Source organism: Streptomyces sp. RerS4, assembly GCF_023515955.1.
Classification (GTDB): Bacteria; Actinomycetota; Actinomycetes; order Streptomycetales; family Streptomycetaceae; genus Streptomyces.
Map to the genome: position 1 here is coordinate 6,930,557 of NZ_CP097322.1, position 25,238 is coordinate 6,955,794.

The 25,238-nt window shown below is 74.7% G+C and carries 13 protein-coding genes; 1 reads left to right on the forward strand and 12 read right to left on the reverse strand.

Going from position 1 to position 25,238, the window contains the following annotated elements; genetic code table 11:
• Positions 1-38: 38 nt before the first annotated feature.
• On the reverse strand, positions 39-1,379 hold the full coding sequence (locus M4D82_RS31085; RefSeq protein ID WP_249770686.1) for a ricin-type beta-trefoil lectin domain protein: 1,341 nt from the start codon (positions 1,377-1,379) through the stop codon (positions 39-41).
• Positions 1,380-1,873: 494 nt separating this feature from the next.
• Here M4D82_RS31085 and M4D82_RS31090 point away from each other — a divergent pair, with 494 nt between their 5' ends.
• The gene (locus tag M4D82_RS31090; protein WP_249770688.1) at positions 1,874-3,784 is read left to right on the forward strand and encodes an ATP-binding cassette domain-containing protein; all 1,911 of its coding nucleotides are present in this window, start codon (positions 1,874-1,876) and stop codon (positions 3,782-3,784) included.
• A gap of 96 nt (positions 3,785-3,880) precedes the next feature.
• Here M4D82_RS31090 and M4D82_RS31095 read toward each other — a convergent pair whose 3' ends face one another.
• The 11 genes from M4D82_RS31095 to M4D82_RS31150 all read right to left on the reverse strand — a co-directional run bounded on the left by M4D82_RS31095 (position 3,881) and on the right by M4D82_RS31150 (position 24,808).
• Positions 3,881-5,101, reverse strand: coding sequence for a cytochrome P450 family protein (locus tag M4D82_RS31095; RefSeq protein WP_249770690.1), 1,221 nt, complete (start codon positions 5,099-5,101; stop codon positions 3,881-3,883).
• A gap of 78 nt (positions 5,102-5,179) precedes the next feature.
• Positions 5,180-6,412 carry an FAD-dependent oxidoreductase gene (locus tag M4D82_RS31100; protein WP_249770692.1) on the reverse strand — a complete coding sequence of 411 codons (1,233 nt, stop codon included), beginning with the start codon at positions 6,410-6,412 and terminating at the stop codon, positions 5,180-5,182.
• 290 nt (positions 6,413-6,702) lie between these two features.
• Positions 6,703-7,947, reverse strand: a complete 1,245-nt coding sequence (locus tag M4D82_RS31110) for an alkaline phosphatase family protein (protein WP_349637106.1) — start codon at positions 7,945-7,947, stop codon at positions 6,703-6,705.
• A 26-nt stretch (positions 7,948-7,973) separates the two neighbouring features.
• Entirely contained in the window at positions 7,974-8,579 is a 606-nt protein-coding gene (locus M4D82_RS31115; protein WP_249770694.1) for a hypothetical protein, read from the reverse strand.
• A gap of 329 nt (positions 8,580-8,908) precedes the next feature.
• A complete protein-coding gene (locus M4D82_RS31120) occupies positions 8,909-9,946 on the reverse strand; it encodes a class I SAM-dependent methyltransferase (RefSeq protein ID WP_249772330.1) in 1,038 nt (345 codons plus the stop codon).
• Positions 9,904-10,923 (reverse strand): hypothetical protein, encoded by a 1,020-nt coding sequence (locus M4D82_RS31125; RefSeq protein WP_249770696.1) that lies wholly within the window; start codon positions 10,921-10,923, stop codon positions 9,904-9,906. The genes M4D82_RS31120 and M4D82_RS31125 overlap by 43 nt, the downstream gene beginning before the upstream one ends.
• Positions 10,920-12,083 (reverse strand): glycosyltransferase, encoded by a 1,164-nt coding sequence (locus M4D82_RS31130; protein WP_249770698.1) that lies wholly within the window; start codon positions 12,081-12,083, stop codon positions 10,920-10,922. Before M4D82_RS31130 ends, M4D82_RS31125 begins: the two co-directional genes overlap by 4 nt.
• Complete coding sequence (locus M4D82_RS31135) at positions 12,080-12,922, reverse strand: alpha/beta fold hydrolase (protein WP_249770700.1); 843 nt, start codon at positions 12,920-12,922, stop codon at positions 12,080-12,082. Before M4D82_RS31135 ends, M4D82_RS31130 begins: the two co-directional genes overlap by 4 nt.
• Before the next feature lie 7 nt (positions 12,923-12,929).
• Positions 12,930-13,262, reverse strand: coding sequence for an acyl carrier protein (locus tag M4D82_RS31140; RefSeq protein WP_249770702.1), 333 nt, complete (start codon positions 13,260-13,262; stop codon positions 12,930-12,932).
• Positions 13,249-17,829: a type I polyketide synthase gene (locus tag M4D82_RS31145; protein WP_249770704.1), complete on the reverse strand. Its 4,581-nt coding sequence runs from the start codon at positions 17,827-17,829 to the stop codon at positions 13,249-13,251. Before M4D82_RS31145 ends, M4D82_RS31140 begins: the two co-directional genes overlap by 14 nt.
• The gene (locus tag M4D82_RS31150; protein ID WP_249770706.1) at positions 17,822-24,808 is read right to left on the reverse strand and encodes a type I polyketide synthase; all 6,987 of its coding nucleotides are present in this window, start codon (positions 24,806-24,808) and stop codon (positions 17,822-17,824) included. The genes M4D82_RS31145 and M4D82_RS31150 overlap by 8 nt, the downstream gene beginning before the upstream one ends.
• Positions 24,809-25,238 lie beyond the last annotated feature (430 nt).

The following is a 25,238-nucleotide window of genomic DNA, read 5'->3' on the forward strand; positions in this document are numbered from 1 at the left end:
GCCGGGGAGCGGCTACCGGGGGCGCATGGCGGAGCGGGCTACTTGGGGGTGACCCACACCTGCCGCTTGTCGGTGTTCGCCGTGTACAGCTGGACCACGGTGCCGTTGGCGGTCGAGCCGCCCTTCACGTCGAGGACCTTGCCCGACGCGGTGTGGACGATCTGGCCCTTGGCGTTGACCGACCACCGCTGGGCCGCGGACCCGTTGCAGTCCCAGAGGCTGATCTTGTTGCCGTTGGCGGCCAGGTTGCGGGAGTTGTCGAGGCACTTTCCGAGTGCGCGGAGCGTTCCGTCCTTGCCCAGGATCCAGGACTGCGCCACGGTGCCGTTGCAGGTGTAGAGCTGGATCTGCGTGCCGTTGGCCGCCTTGCCTCCCTTGACGTCGAGGCACTTGCCGCCCGGGCCGGAGACCTTGCCCTGCGGGTTCAGCGCGGCTCCGGCGCCGGCGGCGAGCCGGCGCAGCCCCTGGACGTCGAACTGCTGGACGTACGTCCCCGCCCGCTTGTCCTGGTAGGCGTACGCGGGCGAGCACATGACGGGGAACTGGCCGGAATCGGTGCCCTTGACGCAATCCCCCTTGGTCAGGCTGCGGTTCGCGTGAGTCAGCCCCAGCGTGTGCCCGATCTCGTGGCTGATGTGGTTGCGCATGTAGGTCTCGCCCATGGCCGCGGTGGGCTTGCCGGCCGGCGTGAAGAACTCGTCGTCGATGTAGGCGTGGCCGCTGGTGACCGTCTCCGCCACCGACGACGAGGTGAAGCCGCAGCTCAGGTTCGGGCTGCCGGAACCGTCGCGGACCACCTTCCAGCCGGTGCTGCCCATGCTGCCCTCGCCCGCCGGCGGCAGGCAGGGGCGGTGCAGCACACTGATGACCACTTCGCCCTTCGGGCGGGCGTACGACCAGCCCACCGGTCGGGTGTCGACGGTGACGGGCAGGTTCGTGATGCGCTGTAGGTCCGCCGCCGTCGCCTTCACGTAAGGACCCAGCCAGTCGGCGGACTTCTGGTCGGGGAACTTGATCGTGTAGCCGGTCGCGAGCCACTTGGTCGCTCCGGACAGCTTCCATCCCTCGCCCTGCGGGGGAGCGCCGGCCGCCGCCAGGGCGCGGGGCGCCGCGGCCGGCCGGCCGGCGTCGAGCTTCATGACGCCGTCGGTGAAGGTGTTCGCGTCGATGCCGGAGACGGGGGCATCCGCGTCCTGCGCGTGGGCGTCGGGCGCCTCGTCCACCGGCGGCACCGGGGGTACGGGCATGCTCGACGCCGTCGGCTCGGCGCCGGGGTCTTCCGTGCCGAAGGCGGTGGAAGTCAGTTGCAGGCCGCCGACGACGGCCGCGACGGTGCACACCCCGACCAGGGGTATTCGATACTTCGCCGGGAATCCCACGTCTTCGTCGCCTTTCATCGTGATCACTCGCGTTACCGGTGCCGACGCGTCGGCCGGGCCGACCGGAACCGAACAGATGATAGGGAACGCGCCAAGGTCGTTGATCATCGGGGGAGTTGCCGCCCGGGTGCTGCCGATGCGGACGGTGCCGCGCGGCGTTTGGACACGGGAACCGTCGCGATCGACCTGTGCGGGGCCGCAAGTGGTTTCCGGTGGTCCGACCCCCGCACCGGCCGGTTCCGGCCAACCTCGGTCGGGCGCGACCCCGTAGGTGCGGGGGCCTTCGAATGTGATCAGCGGCCGGCCCAAGGGGGCCGGCCGCGCGAGGTCGGCCAGATCCCGCTGCTCCGGGCGCCGGCCTGCGCTGTACTCACTCCCTCCAGTTCCCGCGACCGCGCATCGGCCCCTCCACACCCGTGGAGCCGGGCTTCTCCACCCTGCGCGCGAGCGTGCGAACCGGCCTCCGCCACACCACGGTTGAAGGAGAAGGGCGCATGTCAGAGCAGCAGACCAAGCCGGCCACACGAGCGACGAACACCGCGAAGGAGAAAGCCGCCGCACCGCCCGCCCCTCCCGAGTTCACGTACACCTGGGGCCGGCACAACGAGACCATGGAGGCGCTGTCGCTGCGGCAGATGGCCCGCCGGGTCCCCTCCGCCCTCCGGCAGACCGCCCGGCTCGCCCTCGCGGTCAACCGCACCGCCTTCCACGTGCTCGTCGCCGCCCAGGTCCTCGGCGGGATCTGCACCGCGGCCGGCCTCGCGGCCATCTCCCACGCGATGGTCCCGCTCCTGGCCGGCGACGGCGTCCGTGAGCGCATCGCGGCCGCCGCCTGGCCGCTGGCCATCGCCGCCGCCATGACCGCGCTCGGCGCCCTGGCCTCCATCGCCGCCGGCAGCGCGGCCCGCCGCCTCAACCCCGGCATGGCCACCCTCGCCGACCTCGCCGTGGTCGACGCCCACATGGACGTCGAACTCGCCGCCTACGACGCCCCCGACTTCACCGAGCGCTCCGAGGCCGCCGAGACCGGATCCGCCCGTTCCGCCATGCTCCTGCAGGACGCCCTCGGCTTCACCGGCGGCCTCATCGACATGATCGCCGTCGCGTCCGTCCTCACCGTGGTCCACCCCGTCCTGCTGCCGCTGCTCATGCTGTCGGTGGTCCCGCGCGGCCTCGGCTCCGTGTACGCCGCCCGCCTCGACTACCAGCTCAACAACCAGACCATCGCCTCCCGCAACATCAAGCACATGATGCGCTGGCACCTGACCACCCCGAAGCTCGCCGACGAACTGCGCGGCAACAGCATGAGGCCGTACGCCCACCACTGGTACGCGGCCGTGTGCGAGCGCATCGACTCCCGCATGGTCAGCTCGGCGCCCCGCTACCTGACCGTCTACCTGATCGCCGCCGCGGCCTCCGGCGCCTTCGTCGTGGTGACGTACGGGGCCCTCGCCGGGCTCGTCATCGGCGGCTACATGGCCCTCGCCGCCGCCGGCACCGCGATCATCGCCATGCGGACCTCCACCGCCGCCCTCTCCCAGCTCGTCGTCTACGGCGCGGCCATGTTCCAGCACGCCCTCTACCTCGGCGACTACTCCACCTTCGTCAAGGAGGCCGCGGAGAAGTCCGGCCCGCGCGGACCGCAGGTCATGGAGCGCGCGCCCGAGAAGATCCGGCTGGAGGAGGCCACGTACTCCTACCCCGGCAAGGACACTCCCGCCCTCGGACCGATCTCCCTGACCCTGGCCCGGGGCGAGGTCGTCGCCGTCGTCGGGGAGAACGGCGCCGGCAAGTCCACGCTGATCCGACTGTTGACCTCGCTGACGGTCCCCTCCTCCGGCGTCGTCTCCTGGGACGGCGTCCCGACCTCCGACGCCGACCAGCGCACCGCCTGGCAGCACGTCGGCCTCGTCACCCAGTCATACGGGTACTGGCCCTTCTCCGCCCGGGAGAACATCACCCTCGGCCGGCCCGACCCGCGCGGCGAGGAGGCCGTCTGGGACGCCCTGGACGCCGTCGGCATGCGGACGGCCGTGGAGGACTTCCCCCAGGGCCTGGACACGCTGCTGGCCCGCTCGATCTGGGGCGGGCACGAGCCCTCCGGCGGCCAGTGGCAGCGCCTGGCCTGCGGGCGCGCGTTCCACCGCAAGCCCGGCCTGCTGGTCATGGACGAGCCGACGAGCGCCATGGACCCGCGCGGGGAGCACATGGTCTTCTCCGGCCTGCGGGACATGAAGCAGGACCGGATCACGGTGATCGTCACGCACCGCATGGAGAACTGCCGCCTCGCCGACCGGATCGTCGTCCTCGACGCGGGACGCATCACCGAACAGGGAACGTATGACGAACTGGTCCGGCTGAACGGCTCGTTCGCCGAACTGGTCCGTCTCTCCCACGACCGGTAGGCAGGCGCCGCTCAGCCGGCCTCCGGGGAGGGTGGGGCCCTTCGGGGCGGCCCGGTGGCGGGTCGGGATCGAGGCGAGTCCGAACGCGAAGCGCTCCTACCCGCCCGGCGTGAAGGTCACCGGCAGGGTTTCGGGGCCGCGCAGGCCGCCGGGGCGCCAGGGGATCTCGTCCGGCCGTACGGCGAGGGCGAGCCCGGGGAGCCGGCGCAGGGCGGTGCCGATGGCGACCTGGCCCTCCAGCCGGGCCAGCGGAGCGCCCAGGCAGTAGTGGATGCCGTGCCCGAACGCGAGGTGGGCGTTGTCCTGCCGGGTGATGTCCAGGCGGTCCGGGTCGGGAAACCGCGCCGGGTCGCGGTCGGCGATGGCCGAGGCGATCAGCACGGTCGCACCGCGCGGGACGGCCACGCCCGCGATCTCCACGTCCTCGCGCGCGAAGCGGGCGATGCCGGGGCTGACCGGGCCGTCGTAGCGGAGGAACTCCTCGATCGCCCCCGGCAGCAGATCGGGGTCGGAGCGCAATAGGTCGAGCTGCTCGGGGTGGGCGAGCAGCATGGCGATGCCACCGCCGATCAGGTTGACCGTGGTGATGTACCCGGCGACCAGCAGCAGGAAGACCATGGCGACGAGCTCGTCCTCGGACAGCCGCCGCTCCTCGTCCCGAGCCGTGATGAGGCCGCTGATCAGGTCGTCGCCGGGATCGGCCCGCTCGGCGTGGACGAGGTCGGTCACGTAGGCCCGCATGTGCTGCCACGCCTCGTTCATGACGGCGGGATCCGGCGGCTCCGCGCCCCGCATGAGCATGCGGTCGGTCCAGCGCTGGAAATCGTGGCGGTCGTCCACCGGCACCCCGAGCAGCTCGCTGATCACCGTGACCGGGAGGGGCAGCGCGAAGTCCGCGACGAGATCGGCGTGCCCGGTGGGGGCGATGGCGTCCAGCAGCCGGTCGGCGACGGCCTGGATCCGCGGCCGCATCCCGGCCACGCGGTGGGCGGTGAACGCCTTGGAGACCAGCCGGCGCAGACGGGTGTGATCGGGCGGGTCGCTGCGGAGCATGTTGCTCAGCATCGACTCGCGATCGGTCTCGGGCAGCTGCCGCAGCAGCCGTGTGTCCGAGGCATCGCGTACGTCGCTGCTGAGGCGGGAGTCGGACAGGGCCGCGAGCCCGTCCTCGTAGCGGGTGACGAGCCAGGCCTCCAGACCGCCCGCGATGACGGCGCGGCGCACGGGGCCGTCCTCGCGCAGTCGCCGGTACAGCGGGAACGGGTCCGCGACGAAAGCGGGGTCCGCGTAGGGCAGCAGGACCGGCCGCTCGCTCATGATGCCTCCCGAAGGTGTCGTCGACTGCCTCCATTCCAGTCTCCCGCGCCGCCTACGGGCGACCGCGCCGCGCCGCGTTCAGCGCAGGGATTCCTTCGGCGGCCGCTCGCGCAGGGCCCCGTAGGCCAGGAAGTAGGCGGGCACGCGGTTGAGCCACCGCGAGTCGGTGACCAGCTCGGTCAGCAGCTTGGCCCGCCGGGGATGCCCGAACGCGACCCGGCCCGCCAGCAGCGGCTCGATGACCCGGGTGTGGGCGAGGCGTTGCAGCCCCTGGGTCGCCACGGTCGTGGGCAGGCGACGGCGCTGCACGCGGCGGACGTCGTGGAGGCCCACGGTGCCGTCGCGCAACGGGCGCACGAGGTGGCGGGCGGCGGCCACCGCGTCCTGCACGGCGAGGTTGATGCCGATCCCGAAGACCGGTGACATGGCGTGGGCGGCGTCGCCGATGCACAGCAGGCCCGGCCGGTGCCAGCGGTGCATCCGGTCCAGGCGCACGTCGAGCAGCTTGACCTCGTCCCAGGAAGTGAGGGCGTGCGCCCGGTCGGCCAGCCAGGGGACCGCGTCCGTGAACCGGTCCATGAACCGCTCCAGCCCCTCGGCGCGCCGTTCGGCGTCGGTTCCCTTGGGGATGAGCCCCGCGCACTGCCAGTAGTCGCCCCGGTCGATGAGCGCGGCGAAGAACCGGTCCCCCAGGCCTCCGACCAGCCCGCTGGGGTCGTCGTCGTGCCGCGGCAGCCGGAACCACCAGGCGTCCATGGGGCACGGGAAGCTCTCCACGCCGAGTTCCGGCAGCGCCCTGGCCAGCGAACCGCGACCGTCGCAGGCGACGGTGAGCGAGGCCCGCAGCTCGCCGGTCCCGCCGTCCTTCGTGCGGTAGCGCACGCCCGTCACCCGGCCCCGTTCCATCAGGAAGGACGTCGCCTCGGTGTTCATGCGCAGGCGGAACGACGGCTCGCGGCCCGCCTCGTCGGCGAGCAGGTCGAGCAGGTCCCACTGCGGCACCATCGCGATGTAGTTGTACTTGCCGTGCAGTGCCCCGATGTTCCCGACCGTGATCAGTGACCGGTCCGGTCCGATGGGCAGCTGCACCGAGGTCACCTGCCGCTGCGGCAGCCGGGCGAACCGTTCCGCGAGGCCGATGGTGTCCAGCAGCGACAGGGTGGACGGGTGCACGGTGTCGCCGCGGAAGTCGCGCAGGAAGTCGCCGTGCTTCTCCAGCACGGTCACCTCCACGCCGGCGCGGGCCAGCAGCAACGCCAGCACCATCCCGGCGGGCCCGCCTCCCACCACGCAGCAGCCCGTACGCTCCACGGCAACCACTCCCTTCGCCGGCATCGGGTAGGCCCTGAGGACGTATACCGCATCCGGAGGTGGGCCCGCTGCAGAAACGCGGCGATCGAGCTGCGCCTGATGAAGTTACGCTGGAAACGGTGGTCGGGCCGATGAGCGGCCCCCGACCCCACCTGTGGGCACCTGCCCCTCCCCCTCCGCGCAGGTGCCCACCCCGCGCCTGAGCGTGGTGACGTCACACGGTGAACGTGGACCACCGGAGCGTGGTCGGTGGTGGAGGGACGGGGTGTGGGCCCCGCCCCTCGGGTGGTTCAGAACCAGTTGATGGTGAGGGGAAAGGTGGTGGTGGCGGTGGTGCCGGTGGAGTCGGTGGTGGTGGCGGTGATGTGGAGGGTGCCGCCGGCCCAGGGTTTGCCGGTGATGCGGCCGGTGGCGGGGTCGGTGGTGAGGCCCCAGGGGAGGCCGGTGGCGGTGTAGCGGTAGGCGGGTTTGCCGCCGGTGGCGGTGAGTTGGATGGTGCAGGTCTGGTTGAACTTGCAGGTCTGGGGGCCGGGGTTGGCCAGCTTCAGGTCACCGGGAGTGGGGGTGGGAGTCGGGGTCGGGGTGGGGGTCGGCGTCGGCGTGGGGGTCGGGGTCGAAGACGTTTCGAAGACCTCCGTCATCGGCTGGACGTTCGCCGCGTTGCCCGCGTGCGTCGTGCCGAACAGGTCCTCGAAGGTGCGCAGCAGGTGGTGGTGGTTGAAGGCGGTGGCGTACTTGCCCGTCTTCACGTGCGCGCCGTAGAACACGGTCGCGATCTGGTTGGAGCCGAGGTAGTTGTCCTCGTCCCAGGTCAGCACCAGCAGGCTGTTGTTGGCCTTCGCCCACTGCGCGTACGCGTCGATGTTGTTCTTCGTCCACGTGTCACCCGTGTTCACCGAGCACGAGTGCATGTCGTTGCACTGGTTCGGCACCACGAAGGACAGGTTCGGCAGCGCCGCGAAGTTGTTCTGCGGGAACTGCGCCCACGTCTTCCCCGTGTTCAGCGGCACGTTCTTGAACGCGAACCACGGGTTGTGCTTCTGCGCGTACTGGCCGTTGGTGCAGGCCGTGGACCCCTCGCTCGGCAGGTCCTCGTTGTACGTCGCGAAGGTCTTCCCCGCCGCGATCAGCTCCTGGCCGAGGTTGGCCGCCGTCATCGACTGCGGGGTGTAGCAGCCGTCCCCGGTGATGCCCTGGGTGGCGCCGGAGAACAGGTTGAAGTAGTTCGGCTGGCTGGGGTGGGTCAGCGCCTTCATGCCGGTCAGGCTCGCGCCGCCGTTCGCCAACTGGTTGATGTACGGGGCGTTCGCGCTGCCGATGATCTCGCCGTACTGCTTGTTCTCGTAGACGACGACCACCACGTGGTCGTACGTCGGCAGGCCGGCCGCGGCCGTCGACGCCGGCGGCGCCGAACCGGTCTCGGCCGCCTGCGAGTTGGCCACGGTGAATGCGCCGAGCAGACACAGCGTGCCGAGCGCGGCCACGAGCGCGGACCAGCGGGTCCCGCGTCTCGCGGCGGTCGTGGGTGAGGGCATGAGCGGTTCCTCTCGATGTCGGTGGTTCATTCCTCCCGCCGGGCCGCGCCGGCCACGGCGATGTTCAGGAAGCGCGGTACGGGCCGACCCCGGTCGCGGAAGTCCTGCGCCACCGCGGCCCGTACGGCCGTCAGGCGCGCCTCGGGCAGCAGCATCAGCACGCTCCGCCCGGGGCGTTCCCCGGGCGGCCACGCGCTCAGCGCCCCCGCCCGGCGGGCACAGGCCACGGCCCGCGACAGCTCGGCCGCCCGGTCGGCGGGATCGCCCCGGACCGCCATCAGCACCAGCCGCGCCCCCGAAGCCGCCGGGTCGAAGTCGACGTAACGCCGCTCCCGCCCGGAGGCCGGCGTCGGCAGCAGGGCCTCGCCGGGCCGGGCGTACAGCACCGCCCCGCGCAGCGCGTCGTCGCCGTCCGGCAGGGCCCGCGCCAGGAGCCGGGCCAGCCCGTCCCGGTCCGGTTCCGTACCGGCCGGGGTGTGTACGTCGGCCACCGCGAGCGCGATCGCGCAGTCGGCGGGTTCCGCCGTGGCCAGCCCGGCGGCCTCCGTCAGCGAGCCCTGGACGTGCAGGTCCGTCCCGCCGCGCCCGTAGCCGGCGCGGGCCAGCGCCCGCAGCAGGGCGTACGGGCGCACGGCCCAGGCGGGCGCGGCGGCGCCGGCCCGTCCGGGGTCAGAGGCAGGTCGCAGCTGTCGGCGGGGTGCCCGAGGAGCTGAGCCGCACCAGGCCGTCCGTACGCGGCGCGGCGGCGGCCGCCACCGGCCAGCCGGCCGCCGCGACCAGGCCCGGCGAGCCGAAGTGGAAGGCGTACGGGGCGCTCCAGACGGCGGCCGCCGGCGGCCGTGCGCGGCCTCCAGGGCGTAGGCGACGAGCCGGAAGAGCGGGTCGGCGGTGGCCCTGCGCGCCAGGTCCGGCGGTACGGGACCCACCGGCAGCGGGCCGACGGGGGCGGCTCCGAGCCCCGTCACCGGTCCTCCCCGGCCGCCGTCGGTCCGCCGTCGACGTCCCTGCGGGCCAGCATCCGGTACGCGTTCCCGCCGTCCGTGCGCCGCGCCGCGAGCGTACGCACCGCGTCGAGCACCGCCGCGCCGGCGAAGCAGGGCAGCGCGGCCGCCCGTACGGCGTGCGCCAGCGCGCGCCGGCCGGGTGTGGCCGGCGGAGCCCACGGGCGGTCCGGATCCGGCGCCAGCCGGGTGGTGGTCAGGGCCACCGCCCCGAAGAAGTCGTTGCCCTGGTGGGCGGGGCCGTGCTCCTCCGCCAGGACGGTGAACCCGCGGTCGGTCAGCGCCTCGCGCAGGTTCGCCGCCGGGATCAGGTGCTGGTGCTGCGGCTGGAACCACGGCAGCCACGCCGACCCCAGGAGCCGGGCCATCCGCGATTCCGGGTCCGGCAGCTCGATCGCCAGGAATCCGCCGGGGGCGAGGACGGCGGCCGCCGTGTCCAACTCGGTGAGCGGATCGCGGGTGTGCTCCAGGTAGTGGTACATGCTGACGACCTCGTACCGACCCGCGAGCTTCTCCGCGAACTCCGGGAACTGGCCCTGGAATCCGGTCTCCACCCAGCCGCGCCGCTCGGCCTCGCCGACCCCGTCGCCCATGTCCAGACCGTCGAAACGGGTGTGGGGCCAGATGGCCCGCGCCGCGTTGCAGAAGTGGCCGTGCCCGGTGCCGACATCGAGCCACGAGGTCGGCGGGTGCACGGTGAACGGCCGGAGCATCTCGGCCCGCCGGCGATAGGAGTCGCCGAGCCGCCCGAAGACGGTGCCGGCGCCCTCGCCGCCGCGACCGTCGTAGAAGTCCCGGTAGTAGAACTCCAGCCCCTCCAGGGACAGTCGGGGGTTCTGGAACACGTGGCCGCAGTCCGCGCACTGCTCCAGGGTGAAGACGCCGGGCTTGCCCTGGAGGAGATCCGGCACCCGTACGCGCACGGAGAGCTGTTCGGAGCCGCACCACGGGCAGTTCAGCCGGACCGGCTCCAGGAACCGATCGGTACCGGCGCCCAGTTCGGCCCGGTACGCGGCCGCACGGGCGGCGTCGGCAGGCGTGCCGGCGGGCCTACGGAGGACCGCGCCGGCGGTACGCACACCCGCGCCGAGGGAGCGCACCGGCCGGGCGGCGGTGGCCCCGGGCAGATCGGCGGGCCGCAGCGGGGCGCCCGGCCCGCCGAGCACCAGATACGGCTGGAGCCAGTACAGCCCGGCCGCGGCGGCGCCCCACCGGCCCTGGCGCGCGGCGAGCCCGGCCAACAGCGCCAGCCCGCCGAGCTGCGCGGCGGCCAGGGCCCCGGCGGCAGCCCCTGCGCCCGTGACTCGGCGGCCCGCACCGCTCCCGGCGGAGGCTCGACCCGCCCGACGGACAGCGCGGGGGCGATGGCCAGGCCCGTGGAATCGGCGGCGTACTCCTTCAAGCGCCGGGTCAGGGCGAGGAGTTGGGCGGGCTCCAGCCCGGCCGCGCTGCCGCTGCCGCCGGCCGCGCTGCCGCTCCCGCCCGGCGCACTGCCCGGAGCCGGCATGCGTGCCGTGTGCCCCCTGCCCGTCGGTGCCCCGTCGGTCGCGCCGAGGACCGTCCCGTGTTCGTCCACCCCGGCTCGGGCCAGGACGTCCTCACTGACCAGCACCGCGTATCCGGCCCCGCGCCCCTCGCCGAGCCGGTCCTCGCGGTAGGCGTCCGGGTCGACCAGCCGCAGCAGGCCGAGCGCCCGCTCGGCGGCGAGGTCCACCGGCAGCAGGTCCAGCACCCGCAGCCCCATCCGGTCGGCGTAAGCGCAGGCGGCGAGGAACGTGGCCGGATCGGCCTCGACCCCGCGCGCCGTCAGCAGCCGCCACCCGGCGGCGCGCGGCAGCCCCGCCGCCCCCGACGGGGGCGCGGGCAGTACGGGGATCGCCCGCAGCCGGCGGCGGGCGCGCACCGTACCCGCGCCGAGCACGGCCAGGGTCAGCGCGGAGGTCCACCGGACCCGGTGGAAGGCGGGTGGTGTCATGAGAGCTTCTCCAACCGGTCGGCCGCGGCGGCGGCCCCGCCCGCCGCGGCGAAGGAGGCCTGGATCCGCCGGGCGGCCCGGCGGTGCCCGGGATCGTCCAGCACGGCCGTGAGCGCGTCACGCATTTCCTCGGTGCGGGTCCTGCCAAAGCGCACCCGCACCCCCGCCCCCGCCTCGACGACCTGCCGCGCGACGATCGGCTGGTCGTCGCGGATCGGCGCGACCACGAGTGGCAGCCCGTACGCGAGCGCTTCGCAGACGGTGTTGTGTCCGCCGTGGCTGACGACGGCGTCGAGGTGCGGCAGCAGTTCCAATTGCGGCACGCGCTCGCGGAGCAGTACGTTCTCCGGCACCCGGCCGACCAGAGAGGCGGGCGCGACCAGCACCAACTGGACGTCGGCGGCCAGGCGTTCGGCGGCCTCCAGCACGGTGCCGTAGAACCGCGCCCCGGCCTCCTGGTTGAGCGTACCGAGGGATACGAGCACCCGCCGCCGTTCAGGGTCCAGCCGCCGCCACGGGAAATCGGGCGCGGCGGGCCGGGCTCCGAAGGCGGGTCCGACGAAGGCGTGGTGTGCGGAGAACTCCGTCCTCGCACCCACCAGTTCGGGCGTCGAGAAGACCAACACCAAGCGCTCGGAGAACCGTGGATCCCAGTCCGTGTCCGGCATGCCGCACGCGGAGAGGAACCCGGAGATCTGCCCCGCGACCCACTCCCCGACCTTCGGGAAGTCGGCGAAGGGCCGCGTCAGTTCGGCCGAGGTGCTGGCCGAGGTGACCCAGGGGACCCCGAGTCCACGGGCGACCACCGGACCGGCCAACGCCTGCTGGTCGGCGACCAGCAGATCGGGCTCGAAAGCGCGCACGGCCTCCGTCACCCCCGCCACCATCGCCAGGCCCAGCGGGACGAGCGCCTCCTCCCAGAGGAAACGCAGCGCCCCGACCCCGCGCAGATCGCGCCAACGCTCGTGCAGGGCCGCGTAGCCGCCGCCCGCCTCCTCCCCGGCCGGCAGGATCCGGGCGTGCGCCGGCAGCAGCCGGGTCAGTGGCCCGGCCGGTCCTGTCCAGGCGACCTCGTGTCCCCGGGCGGCCAGTTCGGCGCCGACCGCCACCGTCGGATTGACGTGTCCCGCCAGCGGCGGCACCGTGAACAGCACCCTCATCGGACCAGCGCTCCCGCCCGCGGGGCCCGCGCCGTACGCGCCGTGGCCGCCGCCGTCGCTTCGAGATGGGCGAGCACGGTGCCCCGTAGGACCCCGCTGCTCTCCTTCAGCACGTCGTGCCCGAGACCGGGCAGGATCTCCATCGCGGCACGTGGCGCGTGATGGGCCAACTGGCGGGCGCCCGGCACGAGTTCGGAGTGTTCGCCGCAGATGATCAGGGTCGGACAGCGCAGCCGGGCGAAATCGGCGCTGGTGAAGGCGCGGCTCGCGGCGATGTCGTCGATCAGGCTGGTCCGGTTCAGCAACCGGTCCGCGATCGAGGTGAGGTTGGCGGCCTTGCGCAGGCGCAGGGTGAGCAGCTCGGCCGGGACCGGGCTGTCCTCCAGGCTGAGCGCGGCGGCCGACAGGGTGTCCACCATGTTCTCCACCCACGCCCCGCCGATCGGGGGTTCGAGCAGGGTCAGCCCGGCGACCAGGTCCGGGCGGGCGAGGGCGGCGTGCAGGGCCAGGGTGCCGCCGTAGCTGTTGCCGACCAGGTGCACCGGGCGGTGCCCGAGGTCGAGCGCGCCGAGCAGCGAGACGAGGTCCCGTACGGCGGTGCGGCTGTCGTACCCCGTGGCCGGGCGGTCGGTCCGGCCGTGGCCGCGCAGGTCGTAGAGGACGGCCTCGTGGCCCGCCCTGGCCACGGGCACGGCCAGGGGGCAGTAGAAGGAGGACAGGTTGTCCACGACCAGCCCGTGCAGGAAGACGACCACGGGACGGTCGGGATCGGCGGCCGCGGCGGTGGCCGGAAGCCGCTGGACGTGGAAGCGCAGGGAGTTCGCGGGGACGAAGGCCATGACGGGCTCAGCCGGCCGTCGTCGCGGATGAGGCCGATACCGAGGCCGAGGTGCGTGCCAGGGAGTCGTGCGTCACCCGGCTTATGTGGGTGACGAGTTCGCCGACCGACATGGCGAGGATCGCGTCCATGTCCTTCTCCGCGAGGAAGCCCATGAGGTCCACCTCGGAGCCGTAGCGCTCGTGCAGCAGCTCGGCGAGGGCGACGAACTCGATGCTTTCCAGGGCGAGATCCTCGTTGAAGCTGGTACTCATCGTGACCTCCTCCGCGAGAAGGAACTCGTCGCCGAGGATCTCCACGAGCATGCCGGTGATCTCGGCGAGGATGTCAGTGGTGGCCATGGCTGGTCTCCGTGAGGTGGAAGGGGACGGGGGAGGGCGCCGCGGGGTGGGCGGTCCAGGCGACGAGGTGCGGGCGAGTGCCGGTGCCGGGGTCCGTGTCCGTGGCGGAGGTGGCCGCTTCGGTCTCGGGGAAGGTGGCGGTCCGGATCGCGTACGGGTGCCCCTCGGGCGAGCGCACGCGCAGCCCGCCGGAGCCGGCATCCTCGGACACCCGCCACTCCCGCGGCCGACCGCCGAGCCCGGTGCCGCAGGCCTTCGCGGCGGCCTCCTTCGCACACCACAGGGCGGTGAGCGCGACGGGAAGTTCGGCGCCGTCGCGGGCGGCCAACTCCTCGGCCAGGAGCAACTCGTCCGGGGTGAGTGCGATCCGGATCAGCGCGTCGGGGTCGGTGGTCACCGGCTCCACGTCGATGCCGACGGAGTGGGACGGGTGGGCCAGGGCCACGGCCACCCGGTCCTTGTGCGCGATCGACAACCGGAACCCGCGGGCCAAAGCCCCCTCGGGGACGGGCCGCCCGGCCGCGTCGTTGCCGACCGGCACCTCTGCCGGGAACACCGGACCCGCGCCGCCGTCCCACAGCAGCTGCCGCAACGCGTCCTTGGCGGCGATCCGGCCCAGCAGCCACGGCGCCCGCGCGCGCGGCACCAGCCGCTCGTACGCCGCGCGTTCGGCGGCGCCGAGGTAGCGGCGCATCACCAGCTCCTGCGAGGCGGGATCCGTCCACCGCCGCCGGGCCACACACCAGCCGGCGGGCTGGGGTTCGCCGATCCCGCACACCTCGGGGGTGAACTTCATCGGCCACACCCGCTCGTCCGCCCCGAAGCGGCGGTACGTCCAGCCGTCGATTCGCGCCCACAACCGCCCTGTGGTGTCGAGCAGTTCGAGATCCCCACGGACGGTGACATCGCGGACCTCCCGGATCCGTGCCGTGGCGGTCACCAGGGCGTGCGGAGCCGGCGGGGGTCCGTAGAACCGGATCCGGTCGACGGTGGCCGGGAACACCAGCCGGTCGACGGGGAGTCGCAGTTGCATCCAGTGCCCGAAGAGCTGCCCGGCCGCGTCGAGCAGCGCTCCCGGATCCGGGAGCGCGCGCAGCACCCCGTGGATGCCGTCCGAGCCGACGGACCGGACCTCGTGCACGCCCGCGAAGCGGGGCCCGTGGAACATCCACCGGTCGCGGTACAGCGCTTCGGCGCTGACGGGGGCCGGCCGCGGGTCGCGGATCGGTGTGGTGTCGGGCGCGGGCGGCTCCTCGTGGGCCGTGTCGAGCAGGACGACGACGGACGCGTACGGGCCCAGGCCGATCCGGATCCGTCCGGGGCCTTCGGCACGCGCACTCACCTCGATGTCGACGGCGGGCGCGGCGGGGAGCCAGCGCAGGGCCCGTACGTCGTCGTAGCCGATGACGGCGGCGCCGGGCGGGGCGTGCCGACGGGCGGCGTCGGCGGCCAGCTCCAGCATGGTCGTCATGGGCACGACGGGGAACCAGTCGGACTCCTCGGGCCAACCCTCGGGCTGGAGGTACACGCGGTGGTCGCGTACGTAGGGCATGGCGTCGAGGGACACGCGCAGGCGCGGTTTCTCGGCCGCGCGGGCTGCGCCCGGCGCCGGTTGCGGACCGGCGGCCGGGGCGGCGGCGGGTGCGGTCCCGCGTACGGTCGACCAGGCCTCGGCCACCGCGTGGACCGCCGAGCGGGTGTCGTCGAGCACCGCGTCCAGCGCGGACAGCAGTACGGGTCGCCCCGCGCCCGGCACAGCCGCCGGTACCGCCCCGGGCGCCGGCCGGGCCTCGCCCCCCAGACCGCCCAGCCGGCCCAGGGCCTGCGCTCCCAGGTGGACCAGCGGGGACCCCAGGTCCAGCGGCACGGCCCGCCCGAGCGTGGTCCCCCGTACGGCGGCTGTCGGCTCCTGGAGCCGGTCCCACCGGGGCGCGTGTCCCTCGGCCCAGAGCGCGGCGCAGGTGCGCCGCAGGGCGTCCGGCCCCGACAGGCGGGGGGCGGACGTGGCCACGGAGAGGTGGGGGCGCTCGCGCAGGGTGTCCTCCACGAAGCCGGGCAGACTGCCCGGCCCCAACGTCACGAAGCTCCGTACGCCCGCCTCCTCGTACAGCCGCAGCAGCAACTCCCGGAACCGCACCGGCTCCAGCAGGTGGCGCACCACCAACTCCCGTACGCGATCCGGCGCCTCCGGGAACGGCGCGCACGTCGTCGCCGACCACACGGGCAGTGCGCCCGGCCCTTCCCGCAGCGGCAGCCGCGCGAACGCCGCCCGGACCTGTCCCAGGTACGGCTCCCACATCGGCGTGTGGAATCCCGAACGGAACGGCAGCTCCTGGCCCAGCACCCCCTGCGACCGCAGCCGCTCCAGGACCTGCGCCACCCCGGCCGGGTCCCCGCACACCACCGACTGGTGCGGGCAGTTGTCGTGGCTGACCACCACCCCGTCCAGCCCGTGCAGTGCGGCCTCCGCGCGACTCGCCCCGCAGCCCAGCGCCGCGTAGACGAGGTCCGGGACCTTCAGCGAGCCCGGTCGCAGCGAGTCCAGGAAGCAGTCGGCGGCCTCCTGCGGGTACATCCCGCCGGCCACCATCGCCGCCCATTCGCCCAGGCTGTGCCCGGCCAACACATCGGCGCTCACGCCGAGTTCCGGCAGGACCCGGGCGAAGAACCGACCCGTCGTGAGCGCGTCCAGTGCCCGTTCCATCAGCTCCGCGCCCCGGCTGAGCCGAGGCGCCTTCAGCCCCATCCGGTCGGCCACGTCGTCCAGTACGGGCGCGAACTCCGGCTCCAGGCCCGGGAAGAGGAACGCCGTGCCACCGCCCAGCGGCTCCGGGCTGAACCACACGTCCCCCCGGCCCCGCCAGGCGCGGCCGCGCGCCACCGCCTTCGCGGCGAGCGCGAGGCGCTGCGGTGTCGGCCCCACCACCGCGAGCCGACACGGCCCGTCGCCCACGGACGCCGACCCGGCCGCCAGCAGGGCCGCCAGCTCAGCCGGGGTGTCCGCGCCGAGCAGCAGTACGTCCTCCCGCGCGCCGGTCCCCACCACCGGCGCGGCCGAGGTGCCCAGGGGCAGGAAGCGGCGTACCGCGGGAGCCGGCGCGGCGGAACCGGGGGCCTCCTCCAGCACCGCGTGCGCGTTGATCCCACCGAAGCCGAACGCGTTCACGCCCGCCCGGCGCGGCTGCGGCCCCCGTTCCCACGGTTCGGCCGCCGTGACCGGCCGCATCCGGGTCCGGGCCAAATCCGCGTGTGGTTCCTCCAGGTGCAGGGTCGGCGGCAGCACCCCCTCGTACACGGCGAGCGCCGCCTTGATCAGCCCGGCCATGCCCGAGGCCTGCATGGTGTGCCCCAGCATGGACTTCACCGAGCCGAAGCCGATGCCGGAGCCGATCCCGGAGCCCGCCCCCGGGTCGGCGGTCTCCGGCGGGCCGAACACCTGGGCCAGTGTGTCCAGTTCGGCCGCGTCCCCCACCGGCGTGCCGGTGCCGTGCGCCTCCAGCAGGCCCAGCGCGCCCGGAGCGCGCGGATCCAGCCCGGCTTCCCGCCAGGCCCGCTCCAGCGCCCGTACCTGGCCGGCGACCAGCGGGCTCATCAGACTGGCCGCGCGACCGTCGCCGGCCACTCCGGTGCCACGGATCACGGCGTAGATCCGGTCACCGTCCCGTTCCGCGTCCGCGAGCCGCTTCAGCAGCACCACGCCCGTGCCCTCGGACAGCAGCGTGCCGTCGGCCCGCCGGTCGAAGGGCCGGATCCGCTCGCTCGGGCTCAGGGCCCTCAGCTGCGTGAACACACTCCACAGGGTGGCGATGTGGCAGTGGTGCACTGCCCCCGCGACCACCGCGTCGCACCGCCCGCCCGCCAGCAACGCCACCGCCTGGTCCACCGCCAGCAGGGAGGAGGCACAGGCCGCGTCCAGGGTGTAGGCGGGGCCCCGGAAGTCCAGCCGGTTCGCCGTACGGGCGGCGGTGAAGCTCGGCACCAGCCCGATCGAGGCGTCCGGCCGCTCCGGACCCAGCGCGTCCTGGAAGGCCGAGCGCACCGCCGCGATCCGCCGCTCGCCCAACTCGGGCGCCAGCTCCCGCAGCGTCTGCGCCAACTGGTGCGCCGTACGTACCCGTTGGTCGAGTCGGGCGGTCGCCGAACCCATGAACCCGCCGCGCCCCAACACCACCCCGATCCGGGAGCGGTCGGCCGGCAGCCGGTCCTCGCCGCCCGCGTCGGCCACCGCCTCGGCCGTCGCGTGCAGGGCCAGCAACTGGTCCGGTTCGGCCCCTTCCACGGCGGCCGGCATGATGCCGAACCGGGTCGGGTCGAAGGCCGCCAGCCCGTCCACGAAGCCACCGCGCCGGCAGTAGAACCGGTCACTGAGCGCCGGCCCCGTGGCACCCTCCGGGTCGTAGTACACCTGCGGGTCCCAACGCCCCGGCGGAACCTCGGAGATGGAGTCGGTACCGGCGAGCAGGTTGCGTCGGAACGACGCCAGATCGGCGGCGCCCGGGAAGACGGCGCCCATCCCGACGATGGCGGCGTCGGTCGGCCGGGGGCCGCGCCGCGGTCCGTCACTCACGGCCCGTCCCCTCCTCGGCCATCAGGACCACCTGTACGTCGCTCCCGTACGCCAGTTCGGCGAGGAACGCGCCGGTCCCCGCCTCCGGGGTGATCAACGGGACGCCCCGGCGGGCGTACGCGCGCTCCAGCTCGGGCGTGACCATCCCGCCCGCCTCGGCCGCCCAAGGCCCCCAGTCGACGGACAACACCCGGCCCGGGAAGGTGCCGGCCCAGGTCCGGGCGAGCCCGTCGAGGGCGTCGTTCGCGGCGGCGTAGTCGGTCTGGCCCCGGTTGCCGTACACCCCGGCGACGCTGCCGAAGAGGGCCAGGAAGGCCGGGGCGGGAGCGCTGCCGTGCTCGGCGGCCGCGGCGGCCAGATTGCGGGCGCCGTCCACCTTGGTGGCGAACACCTCGGCGAAGGCCGCCGGTTGCTTGTCGCGGAGCAGCCCGTCACGCAGCACCCCTGCGCCGTGCACGATCCCGTCGAGCCGGCCGTGCCGGGCCCGTACGTCGGCCACGACGGCCCGTACGGCCTCCGCGTCGGTCACATCGGCGCAGTGGTAGCGGACGGACGCGGCGGCGCCGGCGAGGGCGGCCAGGGTGGCCCGTACCTCCCGCTCGGCCAGGATCCGGGAGGCCGCGGCCTCGATCTCCACGGGGGTGCGCAGGCCCGTGGAGATGAGGGCCGCGCGCAGCGCCACCCGGTCCCCGGCCCGCGCGAACCCATCTTCCCCAGGCGGCGGTTCGGGGGTACGTCCCACCAACTCGACGTGGCACCGGGTGGCTCGGGCCAGCGCGAGCGCCGTCCGGGCCGTGATCCCGCGTGCGCCGCCGGTGAGGAGCACCACCGAGCCGGGGCCGAGCGGCGGCCGACCCCCGTCGGGGGAGTCGAGCGGCGCCGGAACCGGACGACGGGTGATCCGCAGGCCCTCGGCGGTGTAGCCGACGGAGGCGAGGCCCTCGCCCGTTCCACTGCCGTGGCCGCCGTTGCCCCCGCCGCTGTCGCTCAGCTCCGCGAGCAGCTGCGCGGCGATCTGCTGCGGGTCCTCCTTCGGGCGCACGTCGACGGCGCGGACGAGGGTGCCGGGGAACTCCAGGGCGGCGCTGCGGGCGAAGCCGTGCAGTCCGCTGCCGGGGGTGGAACCGAGGATCAGCCGGCGGACACCGCCGGTGAGGGCGCGCTTGAGCCCCGGGAAGGAGGCGGGGAGAGCGAGCTCGTGGCCGGCCCGCAGCGCGGACAGGTCGACGAGGCCGTCGAAGCCGGCGTCGGCCTCGGCCAGTACCTCTGCCCGAGCCCCGTGTGCCTCCAGCGCGCCGCAGAGCGCGAGCGCCACGCCCTGATCGTCCTCGACCACACCGATGCGCAGCCCCCGCAGGGCGTCCGGATCGCCGTCGGCCGGGTCCAGGGGCACCACGTCCACGCGCATGCGCAGGAGCGGCCGGGATGGCGGGCCGGCGTGGTCGGCGGGGGCGGGCGCGGCGGGAGCGGGGTCTGCCGCCGCCGCGACCGGCTCGGCCCGGCCGTCGGCGGTGTGGGCCGTGACCCAGTCGACGATGCCGCGCAGGGTCTTGATGCGGGACAGCTCCTCGACGGCCGACTCGGCGGAGCCGCCGGCGTCGTGGGGGAGTCCGATCCGGTCCGCGAGGGCGCCGATGATCTCGACGCGCTTGATGGAGTCGATCGAGAGGTCGGCTTCCAGGTCCAGCTCGGGGTCGAGCATGTCGCGTGGGTATCCGGTCCTGGTGTGGACGATCTCCAGGACCGCGTCCATCACCGCCTCGGGGGTCTGCGCTCCGACCGGTGCGGCGGGACCGGGGACGGGAGAGGCCGGGTGAGCCGCCAGGGGTATCGCGGCTGCCGGGGATCTCCGGGGTTCCAGGCGCTCCGGCCACGCCTGGAGGGCGGCCCCGTGCCCGTTCGCGCCCTCGATGGGGGTGACAGCGGAGCCCGCTGTGGGGCCGGGCCGGGTCGGCGTCGGCCCGCCACCGGGCGCCCCGTCCCCCAAGTAGCGGAGCAGAACGTCCCGTTGTGCCTCGACGAGCTCGCGGGAGCCGCGCAGGTATTCCAGGAGCGCTTCCTCACGCCGGTCGGCCACGGCGGGCGTAGCGGTTGCCGCCGTTGTCGCGGCTTCGGGCACCGGGATCCGGCGCGGCGGTTGGAGTCCACCGGCGACCGGCGTGCCCGCCGAGGTACGGACCAGGTGCCCGTCCACCAGCCAGCCGGGCCGGCGCGGAGCCTTCTCTGGCAGCCTGGCCGCCCGCCCGTGGAACAGCGCCTCCGGGCTGATCGGGACGCCGGCGGCGGCGAGTTCGGCCAGCGCCGTGACCAGCCGGACGAGCCCGTGCACGCCCGGCACGTCCAGCGGAACCACCGTGTGCGGCCGGTCGCGCAGGATCCGGCCCACCAGCCCGGACAGGACCCGCCCCGGCCCCGCCTCCACGAACGTCCGCACCCCGGCCGCGTACATGGCCTCCACCTGGTCCACGAACCGGACCGGCTCCGCGACCTGCCGGGCAAGGAGGCCCCGTACGGCGTCGGCCTCGGTCGGGTACGGTCCGGCGGTCGTGTTCGACCAGACCGGAACGGCGGTGTCGGCAACCACCGTCCCGGCCAGCTCTGTTGCCAGCTCGCCCGCCGCGTCCGCGACGACCGGGCTGTGGAACGCGCAGGCGACCGGGAGGAGTTCGGCCGTGAGTCCCGCCGCGCGCAGTGACTCCACAGCCGCGGCGACCGCCGCCGTCGGACCCGAGATCGCGCACTGCCGGGGCGCGTTGTGGTTCGCCACCACGCACCCGGCCCGCTCCGCGATCTCCCGGACCTCCTCCGGTGCGGCCGATACCGCCGCCATCGAACCCGGGTCCGTCCCGGCGGCCGTCAGGATCGCCTCGGCCCGGCGCGCGCTCAGCCGCAGCAGGCTCTCCGTGTCGTACGCCCCGGCCGCCCACAGCGCGGTCAGCTCCCCGTACGAGTGGCCGGCCACGCAGTCCGGTCGTACGCCGAGCCGCCCCAGCAGCAGGTGCGCCGCCGCACCCGCCAGCCCCAGGGCGGGCTGGGCCACCCGGGTGTCGGTGACCGCCGCCCGCTGCGCGGCCCGCGCCTCGGCCGTGAACGCGGCCGGCGGGAAGGCGGCCGAGACCACCGCGCGCGGAGCCCCGTCCAGCAGGCCCCGCAACCCGGGGAAGGCCGTAAACAACTCACCGAGCATGCCCACGCGTTGGCTGCCCTGCCCCGGGAACAGGAACGCCACCCGGCCCGGATCGGCCGCGTCCTCCCGTACGTGGACCCCTTCGCCCGCCGTGAAGGCGCGCGCCCGCTCCAGCCGGGCCGCCAGCTCGTCCAGGTCGGCGGCCACCACCGCCACACGGACCGGACCCCTGTCGGCGGCCACCTCGGCGGCCAGGTCCCGCAGGGCCCACGGGCGCCCGGCCGCGTCGTTCTCCTCCAGCCGCGCCGCGAGCCGCGCCATCGCCCGGCCCGCCGCCCGCCGGTCCTCACCACGGAAGCAGAACAGCTCGGCCGGCCAGTCCTCCAGGCCGTGCCCCGGCTCCTCGGCCCCCGCGTAACCGGCGAGCACCGCGTGGTAGTTGGTGCCGCCGAAACCGAAGGCGCTGACCCCCGCGACGCGCCGGTCGGCGGGCACCGCCCACGGCCGGGGCACGGTGTCGAAGACGAAGGGGCTGCTCTCGGCCTCCCAGGCCGGGTTCGGCCGCTCGATGTGCAGCGTCGGCGGCCGGACCCCCGTGTGCACCGCGCGGGCCGCCTTGATCAGCCCGGCCAGCCCCGCCGCGCACTTGGTGTGCCCGAGCTGCGACTTCACCGAGCCCAGCGCACACGAGCCCACTTCGGCGCCCGCTGCGGTGAACACCTCGCTCAGTACCCGCAGTTCGGTACTGTCACCGACCACCGTGCCCGTGCCGTGCGCCTCGACGAGCCCCACCGCGCCCGGTGAGACGCCCGCCCGCGCGTAGGCGCGCTCCAAGGCCCGCCGCTGCCCTTCCGGCCGCGGCGCGGTCAGCCCGAGGGAGCGGCCGTCACTCGACGCCCCGACGGCCTTGATCACCGCGTAGACGCGGTCGCCGTCCCGCTCCGCGTCCGCCAGCCGCTTCAGCACCAGCGTCCCCACGCCCTCGCCGAGGGCGATCCCGTCGGCCGCCGCGTCGAAGGGCCGGCAATGCCCGCTCGGCGACAGGGCCCGCACCGAGGCGAACAGGAGGTAGTCGTTGACGCCGTTGTGCACGTCGGCGCCGCCGCACAGCACCATGTCACTGTCGCCGTCCCGCAGTTGGCGGCAGGCCAGGTCGAGCGCGGCCAGCGAGGAGGCGCACGCGGCGTCCACGGTGCAGTTCGCGCCGCCGAGGTCGAGCCGGTTCGCCACCCGGCCCGCGATCACGTTGGCGAGGATCCCGGGGAAGGAGTCCTCGGTCAGCCGGGGCAGGTGCTCGTCCAGGGCGGCCGGCAGCTCGCCGAGATAGGCGGGGTGCAGCGCCCGTAGCCCGTACGCGCCCGCCAGCTCGGTGCCGGCCTCCGCCCCGAAGACCACCGAGGTCCGCGACCGATCGAACTCCCGGCCCCTGCCGTAGCCGGCGTCCTCCAGCGCCCGCGCCGAGATCTCCAGGGCCAGCAGCTGCACCGGCTCGATCCCGGCCAGCGAGGACGGCGGGATGCCGTGCGCGAGCGCGTCGAAGGGAACGGGGGCCAGGAAGCCACCCCACCGCGACGGGGTGCGCTCGCCGGCCCGCGCCGGATCGGCGTCGTAGTAGAGCGCCGGGTCCCAGCGCTCGGCCGGCACCTCGGTCACCGCGTCCCGGCCGGCCAGGATCTGGGCCCAGTAGGAGGCGAGGTCGGGTGCGCCCGGGTAGGCACAGGCCATCCCGACGATGGCGATGTCGAGTGGGTCGGCCCCTTCCGAGGTCCGCGTCCCGGAGCCCGAAGCGCCGATTTCCCGGGCCCGGCGCTCCAGCAACCGCGTGGCGCCCTCGGTCACTTGGGTGTGCAGAGCGGCGATCGTCGTCGTGCCGGAGCGCAGGGTGGCCGCCTGACCCAGCATGAACAGCCCGTCCGTGTACTGCCGTTCCTCGTCCACCGACTCCAGCGCCCTCGTCCCCCTGCGCAGCCCCTTGCTGGCGATCCGCAGCCGGCCCAGGTTCAGCCGCTCCAACTCCTCCCACATCTCACGCGGCTCGGTCGCGCTCCGCGCGAGCCGCCGCCGGGTCTCCTCGAAGGTGTGGGCGTACGGGGTGTCCGCGCAGCGCGTGGCATGGCCCGGCGCGGTGTGCAGCAGCACGGTCTTCGCGCACTCCACCGCCGCCCGCTGGAAGCGGGTCGTGACCGCGCCCGCCGCCACCGCCTCCTCGGTGAACAGGTAGGCCGTTCCCATCAGTACGCCGATCCGCGCGCCCCGCTCGGCCAGCGGGGCGCCGGCCGCGACCGCCATCGCGGCGGAGCGCTCGTCGTGGATCCCACCCGCGAACAGCACGTCCAAGGCCTCCGGTTCGGGGCAGGCGAGCAGCCGCTCGATCTGCTCCTCCCACAGCGGGAAGGAGGCGCGCGGCCCGACATGACCCCCGCACTCCAGCCCCTCGAACACGAACCGCCGTGCCCCCTCGGCGAGATATCGCTCCAGGAGGCCCGGCGAGGGCACGTGCAGATGGGTCAGGGTCCCGGCGGCCTCCAGCGGAGCCGCCTGCGCCGGGGTGCCGCCCGCGATGATCGCGTACGGCGGCCGGAACGCGGCCACGGCCGCCAGCTGCTCCCGCCGCAGCTCGGGCGGCGCGAAGCCGAGCAGTCCCACGCCCCACGGCCGGTCCCCGAGCCGCTCGGCGGTCTCGGCCAGCAGGCGGCGTACGTCCGGCCCCTCCATCACCGCCAGCGCCAGGTACGGGACCCCGCCCGCCCCGGCCACCGCCTCCGCGAAGGCCGCCTGGTCGCTGACCCGGGTCATCGGCCCCTGGGCGACGGGCCGGGCCGCCATCAGCGGCCGGGCCTCCACCGCGGCCGCGAGGTGCCCGGCGACGGCCGCCCGGACGGCCAGGAGCACGCCGCCCGTCGTGCGGTGGCGTGCGGCCAGCCGCGCCGCGGCGGCCCCGTCCTGGCCGACCGGCAACAGTCGCGTCCGCAGGTCCCGCGCCCCCAGCAGAGCCGCGACCGGTCCGTCGGGCGAGGGCAGGTCGGGCCGCGCGTACACCCGGTGGCCGTCGACCAGTCGGGTCTCGGAGCCGTCCATCGCCCGGATCGCCGCCGCCACTTCGGCGGGCAGGGCGGCCTCGCCCTCGGCGGTCAGAGCCAGTTGTACGTCAACCAGTACGCCCGCGGCTCCGCCCGCGACGGCCGCGGCCGCAGTGTGCGGGCCGATCCCGCCGCAGGCCACGACGGGCACCCCGACGTCGGGATCGGCGAGCAGCTGCTGAAGGAGGACGAAGGTGGTGGCACCGCCCACCCTGCCGCCGGCCTCGTGCCCCTTGGCGACGAGCGCCCCCGCCCCGGCGGCCACCGCGGCCCGGCCCTCCGCCCGGCCGGTGACCTCGGCCCACACCCGGGGCCGCCCGGGGCCGCCGCCCAGCCGCCACCCGCTGCGGAGTGTGCTCTGCGGGGTCGGCGAGCAGCACCGTGTCCACCTCGGCCGGCAGCTGCGCGGCCCGAGCGGGCAGCCCGCCGGCACGCGCACCCCGTAGCGCCGCCCGGCGCCGAGCCGGCGGCCGAGCTCGGCGAAGGCCGCCCGCGCGACGTCGGGGTCCCGGCCGAGGTCGAGCAGCCCGAGGGAGCCCGCCCGCTCGGCGGCGATCACGATCCGGGGCTGCGGCTCCTCGAAGGGGCTGACCGCGACGACCAGGTCACGCGCGTCGGCAGGGGGCGAGGACGGCTCGTCGGGCCGCCGGGACAGCTGGGGCTCCCGGGACAGCTCGGGCTCCGGGGACAGCCTGGGCTCCGGGAACGGCTCGGGCGGCTCGGACGGAAGGGACGGCTCGGGCTGTGGGGACGGCTCGGGCTGTGGGGTCACGGGCGCTCCTCATCGAGTGCTGTGTCACATGTCGCCGGTCTGCACAGGAACGGGGCAAGGCGTGGCGGTGTGCACCCCTCGGGCACCCGGCGGGCAGGCCGGGGCGCGGGGTCGAGCGGGGGAGCGGAGGACTGAGCGGGCAGCTCCCCCCCCCGCCGGTACAGGTGGCCGGGCGACCCGCCTGGGTGGGGCGGGCTTGAACGTTGGTCAACTTCCCTGACGCCGGGATGCATCGTGCGGTGGCGGCCGTGCACTGTCAACGGCCATGCGGAGTAAGGTCTTTCACCTACCGAACGCCCCCGGCACGTTCCGCGCGCGCCCCGACGACCACCTCCACCGGCTGCCCACGCGCCGCTGACCTGCGGTGATTTCCCGCCCGGCCGGGCGCCGCCGGAGCACGGACCGGCGTACGGCGGGAGTGAGGCTCATG